The organism is Streptomyces sp. NPDC005151 (assembly GCF_053599875.1).
The window spans coordinates 33,755-49,450 of sequence record NZ_JBSFYR010000057.1 but is presented as its reverse complement, the minus strand read 5'-3'; the positions used below and the strand labels follow the sequence as shown (position 1 = coordinate 49,450).

General features: G+C 67.8%; 14 protein-coding genes and 1 riboswitch. Of the genes, 3 read left to right on the top strand and 11 right to left on the bottom strand.

Annotation, left to right across the window (positions count from 1 at the left end):
* Positions 1–132: 132 nt before the first annotated feature.
* The 6 genes from ACWD6R_RS26475 to ctaE form a co-directional block, all read right to left on the bottom strand.
* The gene (locus tag ACWD6R_RS26475; protein WP_451820989.1) at positions 133–1,551 is read right to left on the bottom strand and encodes an aminotransferase class V-fold PLP-dependent enzyme; all 1,419 of its coding nucleotides are present in this window, start codon (positions 1,549–1,551) and stop codon (positions 133–135) included.
* A 172-nt stretch (positions 1,552–1,723) separates the two neighbouring features.
* Positions 1,724–1,841, bottom strand: a riboswitch (SAM riboswitch).
* Between the two features lie 83 nt (positions 1,842–1,924).
* Positions 1,925–2,989 (bottom strand): anthranilate phosphoribosyltransferase, encoded by a 1,065-nt coding sequence (gene trpD / locus ACWD6R_RS26470; RefSeq protein WP_451820988.1) that lies wholly within the window; start codon positions 2,987–2,989, stop codon positions 1,925–1,927.
* Positions 2,990–3,113: 124 nt separating this feature from the next.
* Positions 3,114–4,763, bottom strand: coding sequence for a cytochrome bc1 complex cytochrome b subunit (gene qcrB, locus ACWD6R_RS26465; protein WP_451820987.1), 1,650 nt, complete (start codon positions 4,761–4,763; stop codon positions 3,114–3,116).
* Positions 4,760–5,812 (bottom strand): cytochrome bc1 complex Rieske iron-sulfur subunit, encoded by a 1,053-nt coding sequence (gene qcrA / locus ACWD6R_RS26460; RefSeq protein WP_451820986.1) that lies wholly within the window; start codon positions 5,810–5,812, stop codon positions 4,760–4,762. Before qcrA ends, qcrB begins: the two co-directional genes overlap by 4 nt.
* The gene (gene qcrC, locus ACWD6R_RS26455; protein WP_451820985.1) at positions 5,809–6,618 is read right to left on the bottom strand and encodes a cytochrome bc1 complex diheme cytochrome c subunit; all 810 of its coding nucleotides are present in this window, start codon (positions 6,616–6,618) and stop codon (positions 5,809–5,811) included. Before qcrC ends, qcrA begins: the two co-directional genes overlap by 4 nt.
* Before the next feature lie 62 nt (positions 6,619–6,680).
* Complete coding sequence (ctaE, locus tag ACWD6R_RS26450; RefSeq protein WP_451820984.1) at positions 6,681–7,301, bottom strand: aa3-type cytochrome oxidase subunit III; 621 nt, start codon at positions 7,299–7,301, stop codon at positions 6,681–6,683.
* Between the two features lie 187 nt (positions 7,302–7,488).
* On the opposite strand from ctaE, the gene ACWD6R_RS26445 reads away from it, so the two are divergent.
* The gene (locus ACWD6R_RS26445; protein WP_451820983.1) at positions 7,489–7,890 is read left to right on the top strand and encodes a hypothetical protein; all 402 of its coding nucleotides are present in this window, start codon (positions 7,489–7,491) and stop codon (positions 7,888–7,890) included.
* A 75-nt stretch (positions 7,891–7,965) separates the two neighbouring features.
* On the opposite strand, the gene ACWD6R_RS26440 is transcribed toward ACWD6R_RS26445, so the two are convergent.
* The 4 genes from ACWD6R_RS26440 to ctaC form a co-directional block, all read right to left on the bottom strand.
* Positions 7,966–9,222: an Ig-like domain-containing protein gene (locus tag ACWD6R_RS26440; protein ID WP_451820982.1), complete on the bottom strand. Its 1,257-nt coding sequence runs from the start codon at positions 9,220–9,222 to the stop codon at positions 7,966–7,968.
* A 126-nt stretch (positions 9,223–9,348) separates the two neighbouring features.
* A complete protein-coding gene (locus ACWD6R_RS26435; protein ID WP_451820981.1) occupies positions 9,349–9,747 on the bottom strand; it encodes a cytochrome c oxidase subunit 4 in 399 nt (132 codons plus the stop codon).
* Positions 9,744–11,480 carry an aa3-type cytochrome oxidase subunit I gene (gene ctaD / locus ACWD6R_RS26430; RefSeq protein WP_451820980.1) on the bottom strand — a complete coding sequence of 579 codons (1,737 nt, stop codon included), beginning with the start codon at positions 11,478–11,480 and terminating at the stop codon, positions 9,744–9,746. The genes ACWD6R_RS26435 and ctaD overlap by 4 nt, the downstream gene beginning before the upstream one ends.
* Complete coding sequence (gene ctaC / locus ACWD6R_RS26425; RefSeq protein ID WP_451820979.1) at positions 11,477–12,439, bottom strand: aa3-type cytochrome oxidase subunit II; 963 nt, start codon at positions 12,437–12,439, stop codon at positions 11,477–11,479. Before ctaC ends, ctaD begins: the two co-directional genes overlap by 4 nt.
* Before the next feature lie 269 nt (positions 12,440–12,708).
* Between ctaC and ACWD6R_RS26420 the strand changes: the two genes are divergently transcribed.
* Positions 12,709–14,091, top strand: a complete 1,383-nt coding sequence (locus ACWD6R_RS26420; RefSeq protein WP_451820978.1) for an aminotransferase class V-fold PLP-dependent enzyme — start codon at positions 12,709–12,711, stop codon at positions 14,089–14,091.
* Positions 14,092–14,304: 213 nt separating this feature from the next.
* Here the strand turns inward: ACWD6R_RS26420 and ACWD6R_RS26415 are convergent, their stop codons facing one another.
* On the bottom strand, positions 14,305–15,279 hold the full coding sequence (locus ACWD6R_RS26415; RefSeq protein ID WP_451820977.1) for a carbohydrate kinase family protein: 975 nt from the start codon (positions 15,277–15,279) through the stop codon (positions 14,305–14,307).
* A 159-nt stretch (positions 15,280–15,438) separates the two neighbouring features.
* Here ACWD6R_RS26415 and ACWD6R_RS26410 point away from each other — a divergent pair, with 159 nt between their 5' ends.
* Positions 15,439–15,636: a hypothetical protein gene (locus ACWD6R_RS26410; protein WP_451820976.1), complete on the top strand. Its 198-nt coding sequence runs from the start codon at positions 15,439–15,441 to the stop codon at positions 15,634–15,636.
* Positions 15,637–15,696: the final 60 nt, after the last annotated feature.

Sequence of the window (15,696 nt, the reverse complement as noted above, 5' to 3'; positions counted from 1 at the left end):
CCGCCACCCCCACCTCCCCCCACCCCCCCCTGCCGGCGCCCTCCCCAATGGCTCCCGCCGCGTGTTCCCCCCCCCCCCTCCGCCGGGGGACGGGCAGTGCTGCCCGTCCCCGGCCGAAGTGCGACGGGCCCGTCAGACCTGCGCTGCGCCCCGGTCCGGGACACAGCGGCCGTCCTCGGTGCGGTACGTCCACCGGGCGCCCTTGCTCACCAGTTCCTTGACCGCGCGGACGAAGCGCTCGATGTGCTCGTCCGGCGTACCGGCGCCGAAACTGACCCGGATCGCGTTCAGCGACCGCTCGCCCGGCTCGGCCTCCGGCGCACCGCACCCGCCCGGGTCCTGCGGGTCGCTGCCCAGCAGGGTGCGGACCAGCGGGTGGGCGCAGAACAGTCCGTCTCGTACCCCGATGCCGTATTCGGCGGAGAGCGCCGCGGCGAAGTGCGAGCTGTTCCAGCCCTCCACCACGAAGGAGATGACGCCGACCCGCGGGGCGTCGTCGCCGAACAGCGACAGCACCTTGACCTGCGGGACCTCGGCGAGACCTGCACGGACCCGGGTGACGAGCTGCTGCTCACGGGCGACGAGCCGGTCGAAGCCGGCCTCGGTGAGCGCCTTGCAGGCGGAGGCGATGGAGTGGACGCCGATGACGTTGGGCGAACCGGCCTCGTGCCGGGCGGCGGTCGAGTGCCACTCGACGTCCACTCCGCCGTCGGTGCGCCGGGCGACCCTCCTCGAGGCGCCGCCACCGGCGAGATACGGCTCGGCGTCCTGCAGCCAGTCGGCGCGGCCCGCGAGGACACCGGAGCCGAACGGCGCGTACAGCTTGTGTCCGGAGAAGGCGACCCAGTCGACGTCGAGCCCGGCGATGTCCACCGGGTGGTGCGGGGCGAGCTGCGCGGCGTCGAGCACGATCCGGGCGCCGTGCGCGTGGGCGGCGGTGGCCAGCTCCTTCACCGGCCACAGCTCACCGGTGACGTTGGAGGCGCCGGTGACGCAGACCAGCGCGGGGCCAATGGGGCCTCCCCTGCTCGAACGGAGCTGAGAGCTTGGGGAAGGGTCGCGGTCGGCGAGCGCCCGTTCCAGCGTTTCGACGGCCTCGGCCGGGGTGCGCGGGGCGTTGAGGTAGGTGACGGGGGCGTCGCGCCAGGGCAGCAGCGAGGCGTGGTGCTCGGTCTCGTACACGAAGACCTGGCAGTCGGCGGGGATCGCCGCGGCGAGCAGGTTCAGCGAGTCGGTCGTCGACCGGGTGAAGATCACCTGGTCTCCCTCGGGGCGGCAGCCGAGGAACTCCGCGACGGTCTTGCGGCTGTTCTCGAAGAGGTCCGTGGAGAGCTGCGAGAGGTAGCCGGCGCCACGGTGGACGCTGCCGTAGTACGGGACGTACGCGGCGACGTCGTCCCACACGCGCTGCAGGGCCGGGGCGCTGGCCGCGTAGTCGAGGGCGGCGTACGTGACTTCACCACCGGTCACCAGAGGAACGGTCACATCCCGCCCCAGAACGGGCAGCGGTGTACAAATGGACTGATCGGCGGCAGCGGTGAAGACAGACATGGCGAACTCCCGTAACAGGCAGGCGAATTCACTGCGCCGGCGGACACGCGGCAGCGCAGGAAGAAGAAAAGGGTGTGCGGAGAAGGGCCTTGGGCCCTATCGCATTCGCTTGCTCACAAGAGGCTCCTTGAGGACCAGGACCCCAGGGATCTGACATTCAGAGATGTCGAGGGGTCCGCGCTTGCCGCAGACCTCGCTGCCTACGGCCTGGTCTTCACCCGGGGCACCCCGCCACGGACGGAGGGTTGCCGGACAGCGGGCCGGGGCCGTAGTCGCTGTCACTCATGACCTGACCAGCATCCTGCCATACGGGCGCCGACGCGCAAGGCGCAGTCCAAGATCTGGACTGCGCCCTGTGCCACATTCCGTACGGTCAGGTGTTGCTGACCGCCACCCAGCGCTCCAGCGCCGCACGGGCCGCACCCGAGTCGATGGACTCGGCGGCCTGCGCCATTCCGGCGGCGAGCTGCTCGTTCAGCGTGCCCTCGCCCGGGTCCAGCGCCACCAGCGCCGCCGCCGAGTTGAGGAGCACCGCTTCGCGTACCGGACCGGTCTCGCCGGCCAGCAGCCGGCGGGCCACATCGGCGTTGTACGACGCGTCGGCGCCGCGCAGCTCCTCGACGGGGACCAGCTGCAGACCGACGTCGCGCGGGTCGAACGCCTCCTCGCGCACCTCTCCGTCCCGGACCACCCAGACCCGGGAGGTCGCCGTGGTCGTCAGCTCGTCCAGACCGTCGTCGCCGCGGAAGACGAGCGCGGAGTTACCGCGCGCCGCGAGCACGCCCGCGACGATGGGAGCCATCTTCGGATCGGCGACACCGACAGCCTGGGAGCGCACCTGCGCCGGGTTGGTGAGCGGCCCGAGGATGTTGAACGTGGTCTGCGCGCCGAGCTCCTTGCGGGCCTTCGCCGCGTACCGCAGGGCGGGGTGGAACTTCACCGCGAAACAGAAGGTGATACCGGCTTCCTCCGCCACCTCGACGACACGCTGCGGGGTCAGCTCCAGATTGACGCCGAGCTTCTCCAGGACGTCGGAGGCACCGCTGGCCGAGGAGGAGGCCCGGTTGCCGTGCTTGACGACCTTGGCGCCCGTGCCCGCGACGACGATCGCGGACATCGTGGAGATGTTGACCGTCTTGGCGAGGTCGCCGCCGGTGCCGACGATGTCGACCGTGCGGCCCGGCACGTGGATCGTGGTGGCGTGCTCGTACATCGCGCGGACGAGTCCGGTGACCTCGTCGACGGTCTCGCCCTTGGCCCGCAGGGCGACGACGAAACCGGCGATCTGCACGTCGGTCGCCTCGCCGCTCATGATGCTGTCCATCGCCCACGCGGTGTCGTCGGCGGTCAGGTCCTCGCCACGCAGCAGCGGGTTCAGCACGCCCGGCCAGGAACGAGCCGCCACGCTGTCGCCGCCGACCGGGGTCACAACGTTCATGGTCCGCTCCTGGGGTCCACAGCCGATAAAGGGGATGGACCCCACCCTATCGAGCGCCACGGACAGCGAAGAGCCCCGTCCATCGAATGGACGAGGCTCTCGCTGTGGCGATCAGTTCAGGTGATCAGTGGTGGCCGTGGCCGCTGGTGATCTCCTTGTACTCCTCGACAGTGGGCTTGTCGATCTGGTTGTGCTCGCCGAAGTAGCCCTTGCTGAGCTTGGCCCGCAGCTTCTGCATCGCGGGCACCTTGCGCTCGACACCGTTCTCGTCGACCGTCGGGCCGATCTCGACCGGCTTGTACTGCTCGTGCGCGGTGAGCGTGTGCAGCTGCTCGGGACCGAGCGGCTCGTGGATCTCGACGAACTCACCGTGCGGCAGGCGCTTGATGATGCCGGACTCACGTCCGTGCAGCACCTTCTCCTTGTCCCGGCGCTGAAGGCCGAGGCAGATCCGCTTCGTCACGATGAACGCGACGACCGGCCCCACGAAGACGAAGATCCGGATGAACCACGAGATGGCGTTCAGCGAGAGGTGGAAGTGCGTGGCCCAGAGGTCGTTGCCACCGCCGATGAAGACGATGACGTACACGGTGATCCAGGCGACGCCGAAGGCCGTCCGGGTCGGGGCGTTGCGCGGGCGGTCCAGGATGTGGTGCTCGCGCTTGTCCCCGGTGACCCAGGACTCGACGAACGGGTAGACCGCGATGATCGCGAGCACCAGTCCGAAGACCATCAGCGGAATGAACACGCCCAGGACGAGCGTGTGACCCCAGAGGTTGATCTCCCAGCCCGGCATCACTCGGATCAGACCCTCGGCGAAGCCCATGTACCAGTCGGGCTGGGCGCCGGTGGACACCTGGTCCGAGCGGTACGGGCCGATGGCCCAGATCGGGTTGATCGAGGCGATGCCCGCGATGACGGTGATGACACCGAAGACCAGGAAGAAGAAGCCTCCGGCCTTCGCCGTGTACACCGGCAGCAGCGGCATGCCGACGACGTTCTTGTTCGTCCGGCCGGGACCCGCGAACTGCGTGTGCTTGTGGTAGAAGACCAGGATCAGGTGCGCCACCAGCAGGCCGAGCATGATGCCCGGCAGCAGCAGGATGTGGATCGAGTAGAACCGGGCGACGAAGTCGTGACCGGGGAACTCTCCGCCGAACAGGAACATCGAGATGTACGTGCCGACGATCGGCATCGACAGGATCGCGCCCTGGGTGAAGCGGACACCCGTACCGGAGAGCAGGTCGTCCGGGAGCGAGTAGCCGGTGAAGCCGGTGAACATACCCAGCACGAACAGCAGGAAGCCGAACAGCCAGTTGATCTCACGCGGCTTGCGGAACGCACCCGTGAAGAAGACACGCATCATGTGCACGAACATGCCGGCCAGGAAGATCAGCGCGGCCCAGTGGTGGATCTGGCGAACCAGCAGACCACCGCGGACGTCGAAGCTGATGTCCAGCGTCGAGGCGTAGGCCTCGGACATCCGGATGCCCTGCATCGGCTCGTACGAGCCGTGGTACACGACTTCGTTCATGCTCGGGTGGAAGAACAGCGTCAGATACACACCCGTGAGGATGATGACGATGAAGCTGTAGAGGGCGATCTCACCGAGCATGAAGGACCAGTGGTCCGGGAAGATCTTGCGCATGTTGGCCTTGGCCAGGGAGTAGATCCCGAGCCGGCCGTCCGCCCAGTCGGCCACCCGCTCACCGGCGGGCGCCTTGCGATTGCCCGGTGCGGCAGCACCAGATGTGTTTGTGGTCACAGTACTCATCCGCGCTCCCAGAAGGCAGGACCGACGGGCTCTGCGAAGTCACCGAGCGCTTCGAGGTTGCCCTCGGGGTTCACACCGATCTGCAGCTGCGGAAGGGCGTGACCGGCCGGACCGAAGATGACGCGGGCGCCGTCGGAGAGGTCGAAGGTGGACTGGTGGCACGGGCAGAGCACGTGGTGCGTCTGCTGCTCGTACAGGCTGATCGGGCAGCCGACGTGGGTGCAGATCTTCGAGAAGGCCACGATGCCCTCGTGGGCCCACTCGCGCTCGCGCTTGTCCTTGATGTTCTTCGGCTCGATACGGATGATCATCAGCGCGGCCTTGGCCATCTGGTTCTGGAAGTCCTCCGCGTCCTCACTCAGGCCCTCGGGCATGGCGAAGGTCAGCGAACCGATGGTGACGTCCTCGGGACGCAGCGGCAGCATCGTGTTCATGTTGATGAGCTGCTTGCCCTTGGCCCACAGGGTGTTGCGGAGCTTCTTCTCCGGCAGCGGACCGAGGTCGCGCAGCAGCATCACACCGGAGAGCGGCACCAGGGCCAGCGCACCGAACATGGTGTTGCGGATCAGCTTGCGCCGGCCGAGCGCGGACTCCTCGGCGCCGGCCGCGAAGTCGGCGAGAACCTTCGCCCTGGTCTCGGGCTCGGCCGCGATGGCGTGGCGGTCGTCGGCCACCTCCACGTCGGACATCAGCGTGCGCGCCCAGTGGACGGCGCCCGCTCCGATCGCGAGGAGGGCCACGCCCAGGGTCAGACCCAGGGAGAAGTTGAGCGCGCTCACGTGACCGAACGGCCAGATGTACACGATCCTGTCGACCGGGAAAATGACGTACGCGGCGATGAAGCCGACCGTCGCCACCATGGACAGCATGAACAGAAGCGCAACCGTGCGCTCCGACCGCTTCGCGGCCTGTTCGTCGATGTCCTGGATGCGCGGCCTGTGGGCCGGCAGCCCCGGGTCTGCGAACGGGTCGTCCGCGACCTCTACCGCGGTGTGCACGGTGCCCTGCGCAGCAGGCAGGTTCTCTTCTGGAATCTCTTGGCTACTCATGACTTCTTGGCCTTAGCGGTGTGGGCCGCGACCCAAACGGCAACTGCGATCAGGGCGCCGAGGCCGAAGATCCAGGCGAACAGACCCTCGCTGACCGGACCGAGCCCGCCCAGCTTGAGGCCACCAGGGGTCTCGGACTCGTCGCTGTTCACGGTCTTGATGTACGCGATGATGTCCCGCTTCTGCTGCGAGGGCATCGTCGTGTCGGGGAACGACGGCATGCTCTGCGGGCCGGTCTGCATGGCCTCGTACATGTGCTTCGGGTCCACGCCCTCAAGGCTGGGCGCGTACTTGCCCTTCGACAGCGCACCGCCCTCGCCGGTGAAGTTGTGGCACTGCGCGCAGTTGGTACGGAACAGATCGCCACCCTTGGCGATGTCCGCACCGTCAGGGCTGACCTGGTCCTTGGTCGGCACGATCGGGCCGGCGCCGAGCGACGCGACGTACGCCGCGAGCTGGTCGATCTCGGCCTGGGTGTAGATGACCTTCTTCTTCGGTACCTGGGCACCCGGCTGCTGCGCCGGCATACGGCCGGTGCCGACCTGGAAGTCGACGGCGGCGGAGCCCACGCCGACCAGGCTCGGCCCGTCGGTGGTGCCCTGACCGCCGGTTCCGTGGCAGCTGGCGCAACCGACGGAGTACAGCTTCTTGCCCTCATCAATGGCGAGGGACTGGGCGGTGTCGTCGGCCTGCGCCTTACTCGCGGGCGCAAACGCGGCGTACAGCCCCCCAGTGGCCGCCAGCGCGAGGAGTAGTACGACGACCGCCGCCAACGGATGGCGTCGTCGTGCGGAGAGCTTTTTCACGGATTACCCCGGTGTCAGGATCTTCTGCGTCGATGCTGGATGTGGTTCGGGTTCGAGCCCGGTTACTTGATCATGTAGATCGTGGCGAAGAGGCCGATCCACACGACATCGACGAAGTGCCAGTAATAGGACACGACGATGGCAGCGGTCGCCTGTTCGTGGGTGAACCTCTTGGCTGCGTATGTCCTGCCCAGAACGAGCAGGAAGGCGATGAGACCGCCTGTCACATGCAGACCGTGGAAGCCGGTGGTCAGGTAGAACACCGAGCCGTACGGGTCGGAGGACAGCGAGAGGCCGGCCTCCTTCACCAGCTCGGTGTACTCCAGGACCTGGCCGCCGATGAAGATCGCACCCATCACGAAAGTGATCACGAACCAGGCACGGAGCTTCTTCACATCGCCCCGCTCCGCGGCGAAGACGCCGAGCTGGCAGGTGAGGGAGGAGAGCACCAGGATCGTGGTGTTCGTCGCCGAGAACGGGAAGTTCAGGTGCGAAGCCATTTCCTTCCAGTGGTCGGGTCCCATCACCGATCGCAGGGTGAAGTACATCGCGAAGAGGGCCGCGAAGAACATCAGCTCGGAACTCAACCAGATGATGGTTCCGACGCTGGTGAGGTTCGGTCGATTGACCGACGGGTGCGCGTGCCCGGTTTCTACTGTCGTTGCTGTCGCCACGACCGACATTATGTCGGTCGCTTATCCCGCCCTCACTCCGGGGGGTGCCATTCGGTGTGTCAGCAGGGTGTGTCCTCCCCGAACGGCCCATCGAATCGGCGTCATTACCGGTGCTGACAGGCTGTCCGTCGGAGTACGATCCGCGCATCGGTTCATGCCCCGAGAGCCCCGAAGACACAGATGTCACGGAGGAACAATGCAGCCGACCGCCACGGTCCTGGTCTACAGCGACGACGCCAACACCCGTGAGCAGGTGAGGCTGGCCGCCGGTCGCAGGCCTGCGGCGGACGTGCCACCGCTGGAGTTCATGGAGTGCGCCACCCTGCCCGCCGTCCTGACCGCTCTGGAGAACGGTGGCATCGACGTGTGCGTGCTGGACGGCGAGACGGCCCCGGCGGGCGGCATGGGCGTCTGCCGGCAGATCAAGGACGAGGTCTTCCACTGTCCGCCGGTGCTGTTGCTGATCGGGCGCCCTCAGGACGCCTGGCTGGCCACCTGGAGCCGTGCGGACGCTGCGGTGACCCTTCCGGTCGAGCCGGTCGAGTTCGCGGACACCCTGGCCGCTCTGCTGCGCAACAGGCTCTGCGCAGACGCCTGACCGGCCCGGGAGCCGCCGCGGCCGCATCCGCGGCTCTTCATGTCCCGCCGAGGGGCAGCGCACTCCCCTGGCCTGTCAGACCTCGGGGCGCAGGCGCGCCGCCTGGATCGTGTCCGCGCGGTCCGGCGTGGCGTTGTTCTGCAGGGCGCTGCCCTTCTGCCAGTTGGCCCAGGACAGGTTCCAGTCGCCGTAGCCGTTGTCGAACGGCGTCATCGTCGTACCCTGGCTGCCGACGACCTTGACGATGTCCCCCTCGCGCACGGTGTTGAAGAACCACACGGCCTCGCTGGTGCTCATGCCCGTGCAGCCGTGGCTGACGTTCGCCAGCCCCTGTGAGCCGACGGACCAGGGGGCCGCGTGCACGTACTCGCCGCTCCAGGTGACGCGGGTCGCGTAGTAGACCTGCAGGTCGTACGAGTCGGATGAGCCTTCCGCGATGCCGATCGTCTCCCCGCGCATGCGTACGGAGTACTCCTTGCTCAGCACGACCTTGACGCCGTTGCGGGTGTCGAAGCCGGGCCTGCCGGTGGTCACCGGAATGGTCTTGATCACTCGTCCGTTGCGCTTGACCGTCATGGAGTGCGTGGAGGCGTCGGTGACGGCCTCTATGCGGTCACCGGTAGTGATCTTCAGCGCCTTCGCGGGAGCCCCGTACAGCGCCTTGGTGACCTTGATGCCCGCCATGGTGCTGGTGGCCTCGATGGTGGCCCTGGCGGGCCAGTACTCCTGCGGGCGGTAGTGCAGGGTCTTGTCGTCGACCCAGTACCAGGAGCCCAGCACGGAGGGCGTGGACCGGACCTTCAGGGAGCGTTCCACGGTAGCCCTGGCGGCCTTGTCCTTGACCGGAGCGCTGAGTACCGCCGTAATGGGCTGTCCGACGCCGTAGGTGCCTGCCTGCGGGCCGAAGGCGACCTTCAGGAACTTCTTCGCCGGGGCCGTCTCGAAAGCGAGCGTACGGGCGCCCGGGGCGCCGTCGTCGTCCTCGACGCTGACCTTGACGGTGTATCGGGTGCCCGCGGCAAGCGGGACGGTGGAGTGCCAGCGACTCCCGTCGGCGGCGAGTTCACCCGCGAGATGGTGCCCGGCCGTGTCCACGGCCGTCACGTCCGTGATCCGGCCGTCGTCACCCGTGAGGGTGACTTCGAGGGGCTTGTCGGGATCAGCCTTCTTGTCGCCCTCCGGGGTGTTGAAGGAGATCTCGTCCGCCGCGTCGTACGGCTGCGCGGACAGCGGATGACCATCGGGCCCGCCACAGGCGGTCGCCCCTGCAACCAGGGTCACGACCACCAGTGTGCAGCTCGCTACGGGTCGGAAGCGCGGCGTGAGGTTCATGAACCCACGCTAAGAAGATTCATCAGTTTCAGCGCGCCGGATGACTGCAAACGGGGGGCCCGCGCTTCTCGTGGAGGAGAAGCGCGGGCCCCCGTCAGGTGGAGCGGTGTCACCGGTGGAGCGGTGTCACTGGGTGCGGTTCTCACCGCGGTAGTACTCGAAGACCCAGCCGAACAGGCCGATCATGATGACCGGGGCCGAGAAGTAGAGCAGCCACCATCCGAAGATGACTCCCAGGAAGGCGAGGGAGCCACCGATGGCCAGTGAGAGCGGCTGCCAGCTGTGCGGGGAGAAGAACCCCACCTCGCCGGCCTCGTCCGCGACATCGGCTTCCTTGTTGTCCTGAGCCATGTCGTCGACGCGCTGCGCCGTGAAGGCCAGGTAGAAGCCGATCATGACGCTCAGGCCGAAGCCCAGGACGAGCGCGGTGGTACCGGCCGGCTCCTTCGACCACACGCCATAGGTGATTGCCATGGCGAGCATGAAGATGCTCAGCCAGAGGAACATCTTGCCCTGGATCTTCACTTGCCGGCCTCCTTGCCACCAGCGAGGGCCTTGTCACCCTCGGAGTGGTGCTCCAGCTGTTCGAGCGCAGAGATCTCCGGGTGGTGCAGGTCGAACGCCGGGGATTCGGAGCGGATCCGCGGCAGGGTGAGGAAGTTGTGCCGCGGCGGCGGGCAGGAGGTCGCCCATTCCAGCGAACGGCCGTACCCCCACGGGTCGTCGACCTCGACCTTCTTGCCGTACTTGGCGGTCTTCCACACGTTGTAGAAGAACGGCAGCACCGACAGTCCGAGGAGGAACGAGGAGATCGTCGAGATCGTGTTCAGCAGGGTGAAGCCGTCGGCGGCGAGGTAGTCCGCGTAACGACGCGGCATGCCCTCGGCACCGAGCCAGTGCTGCACCAGGAACGTGCCGTGGAAGCCCACGAACAGCGTCCAGAACGTGATCTTGCCGAGCCGCTCGTCCAGCATCTTGCCGGTGAACTTCGGCCACCAGAAGTGGAATCCGGAGAACATCGCGAAGACCACGGTGCCGAAGATGACGTAGTGGAAGTGCGCGACGACGAAGTACGAGTCCGAGACGTGGAAGTCCAACGGCGGCGAGGCCAGGATGACGCCGGTCAGACCACCGAAGGCGAAGGTGATCAGGAAGCCGACGGCCCAGAGCATCGGTGTCTCGAAGGACAGCGAGCCCTTCCACATCGTGCCGATCCAGTTGAAGAACTTCACACCGGTCGGTACCGCGATGAGGAACGTCATGAACGAGAAGAACGGCAACAGCACACCGCCGGTGACGTACATGTGGTGCGCCCACACGGTCACGGACAGGCCCGCGATGGCGATCGTGGCGCTGATCAGGCCGATGTAGCCGAACATCGGCTTCCGGCTGAACACCGGGATCACTTCGGAAATGATTCCGAAGAACGGCAAGGCGATGATGTACACCTCTGGATGGCCGAAGAACCAGAAGAGGTGTTGCCAGAGCAGCGCGCCGCCATTGGCCGCGTCGAACACATGTGCACCGAACTTGCGGTCCGCCTCCAGCGCGAAGAGCGCGGCGGCGAGCACCGGGAAGGCCAGCAGGACCAGCACACCGGTCAGCAGGACGTTCCACACGAAGATCGGCATCCGGAACATCGTCATGCCGGGTGCGCGCATGCAGATGATCGTGGTGATGAAGTTGACCGAACCGAGGATCGTGCCGAAGCCGGAGAAGGCCAGACCCATGATCCACATGTCGGCGCCGACACCCGGCGAACGGACGGCGTCCGAGAGCGGGGAGTAGGCGAACCAGCCGAAGTCCGCCGCACCCTGCGGGGTGAGGAAGCCGGCCACCGCGATGATCGAGCCGAAGAGGTACAGCCAGTACGCGAACATGTTCAGCCGCGGGAACGCCACGTCGGGCGCGCCGATCTGCAACGGCATGATCCAGTTCGCGAACCCGGCGAACAGCGGCGTCGCGAACATCAGCAGCATGATCGTGCCGTGCATCGTGAACGCCTGGTTGAACTGCTCGTTCGACATGATCTGCGTGCCGGGACGGGCCAGCTCGGCGCGCATGAAGAGCGCCAGCAGACCGCCGATGCAGAAGAACGCGAACGACGTGACCAGGTACATCGTGCCGATCGTCTTGTGGTCAGTGGTGGTCAACCACTTGACGACGACGTTTCCCGGCTGCTTCAGCCGGACCGGCAGCTCGTCCTCGTACGAGTCGTCTGCTGCCGCGGCACCCTGAGGTTCGTTGAGGATGCTCACAGTTTGTTCGTCTCCGCATTCCTGGCCGGGTCCGTCTGCTCGATACCGGCCGGCACGTAGCCCGTCTGACCCTTCTTGGCCAGCTCCTTGAGGTGCGCCTGGTAGCGCTCCGGGGAGACGACCTTGACGTTGAAGAGCATCCGGGAGTGGTCGACGCCGCAGAGCTCGGCGCACTTGCCCATGAAGGTGCCCTCCAGCTTGGGAGTCACCTCGAAGGAGTTGGTGTGGCCCGGAATGACGTCCTGCTTCATGAGGAACGGCACCACCCAGAAGGAGTGGATGACGTCACGCGAAGTCAGAACGAAGCGGACCTTCTCGCCCTTCGGCAGCCACAGGGTCGGACCCGGGTTGCCGTTCTGCGGGTTCCGGGTGCCCGGGATGCCGACGTCGTAGACGCCTTCCGCACCCTCGGGGAAGTCCGTCCGGAGCCGGTCGGGGATGGCGTCGAGCTCCTTGGGGATCTTTTTGCCCGTGACGGTCGAGCCGTCCACGTTCTCGATGTAGTTGAAGCCCCAGCTCCACTGGAAGCCGACCACGTTGACGGTGTGGGCGGGCTTCGGGGAGAGCGAGAGGAGCTTCGATTCATCGCGCGCGGTGAAGTAGAACAACACCGAGACGATGATCAGAGGGACCACGGTGTACAGCGCCTCGATGGGCATGTTGTACCGGGTCTGCGGAGGTACCTCCACCTTGGTGCGGCTGCGCCGGTGGAAGATGACACTCCACAGGATCAGGCCCCAGACCAGCACACCCGTGGCGAGCGCTGCCGCCCACGAGCCCTGCCAGAGGGAAAGGATCCGTGGTGCCTCTTCCGTTACCGGCGTGGGCATACCAAGGCGAGGAAAGTCCTTGTATGTGCAACCGGTGGCGGTCGCCAGGATCAGGGCCGCAGTCAGCACCTGCGGCAGCTTCCGCCGCATCGGGCGCCGCGACGAGCGGTCGGAGCCGTTGGGACTCACGTAGCGCCTTCCCGAGAGTCTCGCCCGCGCGTTCGGCGCGGCCGTCTCTCTGGTCGGTCGCCGCCCTGACGCGGGCAGGGGTTTGGATGTTTATGCGGACCAAACCCTACTGGACGCTATTTGAGGCCGCGCGGGGAGGGTGCCCAACGCGCCGCCCGACTCCCCGAAGGGGTGGAATCCGGGCCTCCGGCCGCCATCTGACGGGCCCTCTCCTGGCTGCGTGAGCGGCCCGTCCCGAGGCGGCGGCGGGCGCCAGCTAGCGTGGACATGTGCCCTACTTCGATGCCGCATCCTCCGCACCCCTGCACCCCGTGGCCCGCCAGGCGCTGCTAGCCGCACTGGACGAGGGCTGGGCCGACCCGGCCCGCCTCTACCGGGAGGGGCGGCGGGCCCGGCTGCTGCTGGACGCGGCCCGGGAGGCCGCCGCGGAGGCGGTGGGGTGCCGCCCGGACGAGCTGACCTTCACCTCGTCGGGAACCCGGGCGGTGCACTCAGGAATTTCCGGAGCCCTCGCCGGGCGTCGGCGTGTCGGCCGCCATCTGGTGGTCTCGGCGGTCGAACACTCGTCGGTGCTCCATTCGGCCGCCGCCCATGAGGCTCAGGGCGGGACGTTCGCCGAGGTGCCGGTGGACCGGGCGGGGGCGGTGAGCGCGGCGGCGTACGGGGAGGCCCTGCGCGAGGACACCGCGCTGGCCTGCCTGCAGTCCGCCAATCACGAGGTCGGTACGGAGCAGCCGGTGGCCGAGGTCGCGGAGGCCTGCCGGGCGGCGGGCGTACCGCTGCTGGTGGACGCCGCGCAGTCGCTGGGTTGGGGTCCGGTGCCGGGCGGCTGGTCGCTGCTGGCGGCCAGTGCCCACAAGTGGGGCGGGCCCTCGGGGGTGGGGCTGCTCGCCGTACGCAAGGGTGTCCGGTTCGCACCCCAAGGCGCGGCGGACGAACGGGAGTCGGGGCGGGCCGCCGGGTTCGAGAACATCCCGGCCGTCGTGGCGGCGGCGGCGTCGTTGCGGGCCGTCCGGACCGAGGCGGCGGCGGAGTCCGTACGGCTGCGGGCGCTGGTGGACCGGATTCGGGCCACGGTGGGCTCGGTCGTGCCCGATGTGGAGGTGGTCGGCGATCCGGTGCGGCGGCTGCCGCATCTGGTGACCTTCTCCTGTCTCTATGTCGACGGGGAGACACTCCTCCACGAACTGGACCGTGAGGGATTTTCCGTGTCGTCCGGTTCGTCCTGCACGAGCAGCACGCTCACACCGAGCCATGTACTGAAGGCGATGGGAGTGCTGTCGGAGGGCAACGTCCGGGTGTCCCTGCCGGCCGGCACCACGGAGGAGGACGTCGACCGCTTCCTCCGGGTGCTGCCAGGGGTGGTGACCGGGGTACGGGAGAGGCTGGGCGCGCCCGTCCCGCCCGCCCCCTCCCCCGCGACGGCCGCGTCCCTGGTGGTCGACGCGCTGGGGAAGCGGTGCCCGATCCCGGTGATCGAACTCGCAAAGGTGATCGGAGAGGTACCGGTGGGCGGGACGGTGACCGTACTCTCCGACGACGAGGCTGCGCGGCTGGACATCCCTGCGTGGTGCGAGATGCGGGAGCAGGAGTACGTGGGTGAGGAGCCGGCGGACCGGGGCTCGGCCTATGTGGTCCGCCGGCTGTCCTAGTGCCGTGACCGGCAATGTTTGCCCCATGAGGAGCGTCGTCCGGTGCGTGCGATCGCAAGGCGGCCGGAAGTCCCCCAGTGGGGTCTCCCCTGCTCGAACGAAGTTGAGAGCTTGGGGAAGGAGCCACCAGGGCTTGTGGCCAACGCGGCGAGCGGGCGTGCTGGGCAGCGCGACGGGGCAGAGCTTGCCGGGAGGGGCACCAGCGTTCCCGGATCAGCGCAGGTGGGTGCGGACCTCGGCGGCGGCGTCGTGACCGTACGCCTTGGTGAAGCGGTCCATGAAGTGGGTGCGGCGCAGGGTGTACTCCTGGGTGCCGACCGTCTCGATGACCAGCGTGGCGAGCATGCAGCCGACCTGCGCGGCACGCTCCAGGCTGACGCCCCAGGCGAGGCCTGAGAGGAAACCGGCGCGGAAGGCGTCACCGACGCCGGTCGGGTCCGCCTTCGTCTCCTCCTCCGGGCAGCCGACCTCGATGGTCTCCTGACCGGCCTGCTCGATCCGGACGCCGCGGGCCCCGAGCGTGGTGACGCGGTGGCCGACCTTGCCGAGGATCTCCTCGTCGGTCCAGCCGGTCTTGGACTCGATGAGCCCCTTCTCGTACTCGTTGGAGAAGAGGTACGTGGCGCCGTCGAGGAGGATCCGGATCTCGTCGCCGTCCATCCGTGCGATCTGCTGCGAGAAGTCGGCGGCGAACGCGATGCCCCGGGAGCGGCACTCCTCGGTGTGGCGGAGCATCGCCTCCGGGTCGTCGGCGCCGATCGAGACGAGGTCGAGACCGCCGACACGGTCGGCGACGGCCTTCAGCTCGATCAGCCGGGCCTCGCTCATCGCGCCCGTGTAGAAGGAGCCGATCTGGTTGTGGTCGGCGTCCGTCGTACAGACGAAACGGGCGGTGTGCAGGACCTCGGAGATCCGCACCGAGCCGGTGTCGACGCCGTGCCGGTCGAGCCAGGCACGGTACTCGTCGAAGTCGGAGCCCGCGGCGCCGACCAGGATCGGGCCGGTACCGAGCAGGCCCATGCCGAAGCAGATGTTGGCGGCGACACCGCCCCGGCGCACATCGAGGTTGTCGACCAGGAAGGAGAGCGAGACCGTGTGCAGCTGATCGGCGACCAGCTGGTCGGCGAAACGGCCGGGGAAGGTCATGAGGTGATCGGTGGCGATGGAGCCGGTGACTGCGATGCGCACGGGGAGACTGCTCCTGCGGAGGTCGGGGGGAACGGGTGACTGCGCTCCCGGGACGGCGTGACAGTTCACGCTACCCGTTCGCCGCACTCACTCTGAAGGGGAAAAACTACCCGATAGTAGGTCTTTTATCCTGAGGCCTGCGGTGCCTACGGTGCGGATATGCCGAACAACACCGCCCCGCGTGAGTCCGAGATCAGCCTGGCCGAGCTGCGCGGTGACTGCGCACGGATGGCTCCGCACTGGGTCGTACCCGCCAAGGCCGCCCCCACCCCTGTCGCGCCGTCCCTGATTCATGGCGTCACCGTTCCGGACGCGTCCGCACGGCTGATCGACGCGATGTCCGAGTACGGCGACTGACGGCCGCAACCGCTCGCTTCCGGCCTCGGGGAACCGGGCGCCACCCTGCTCCGTCCCACC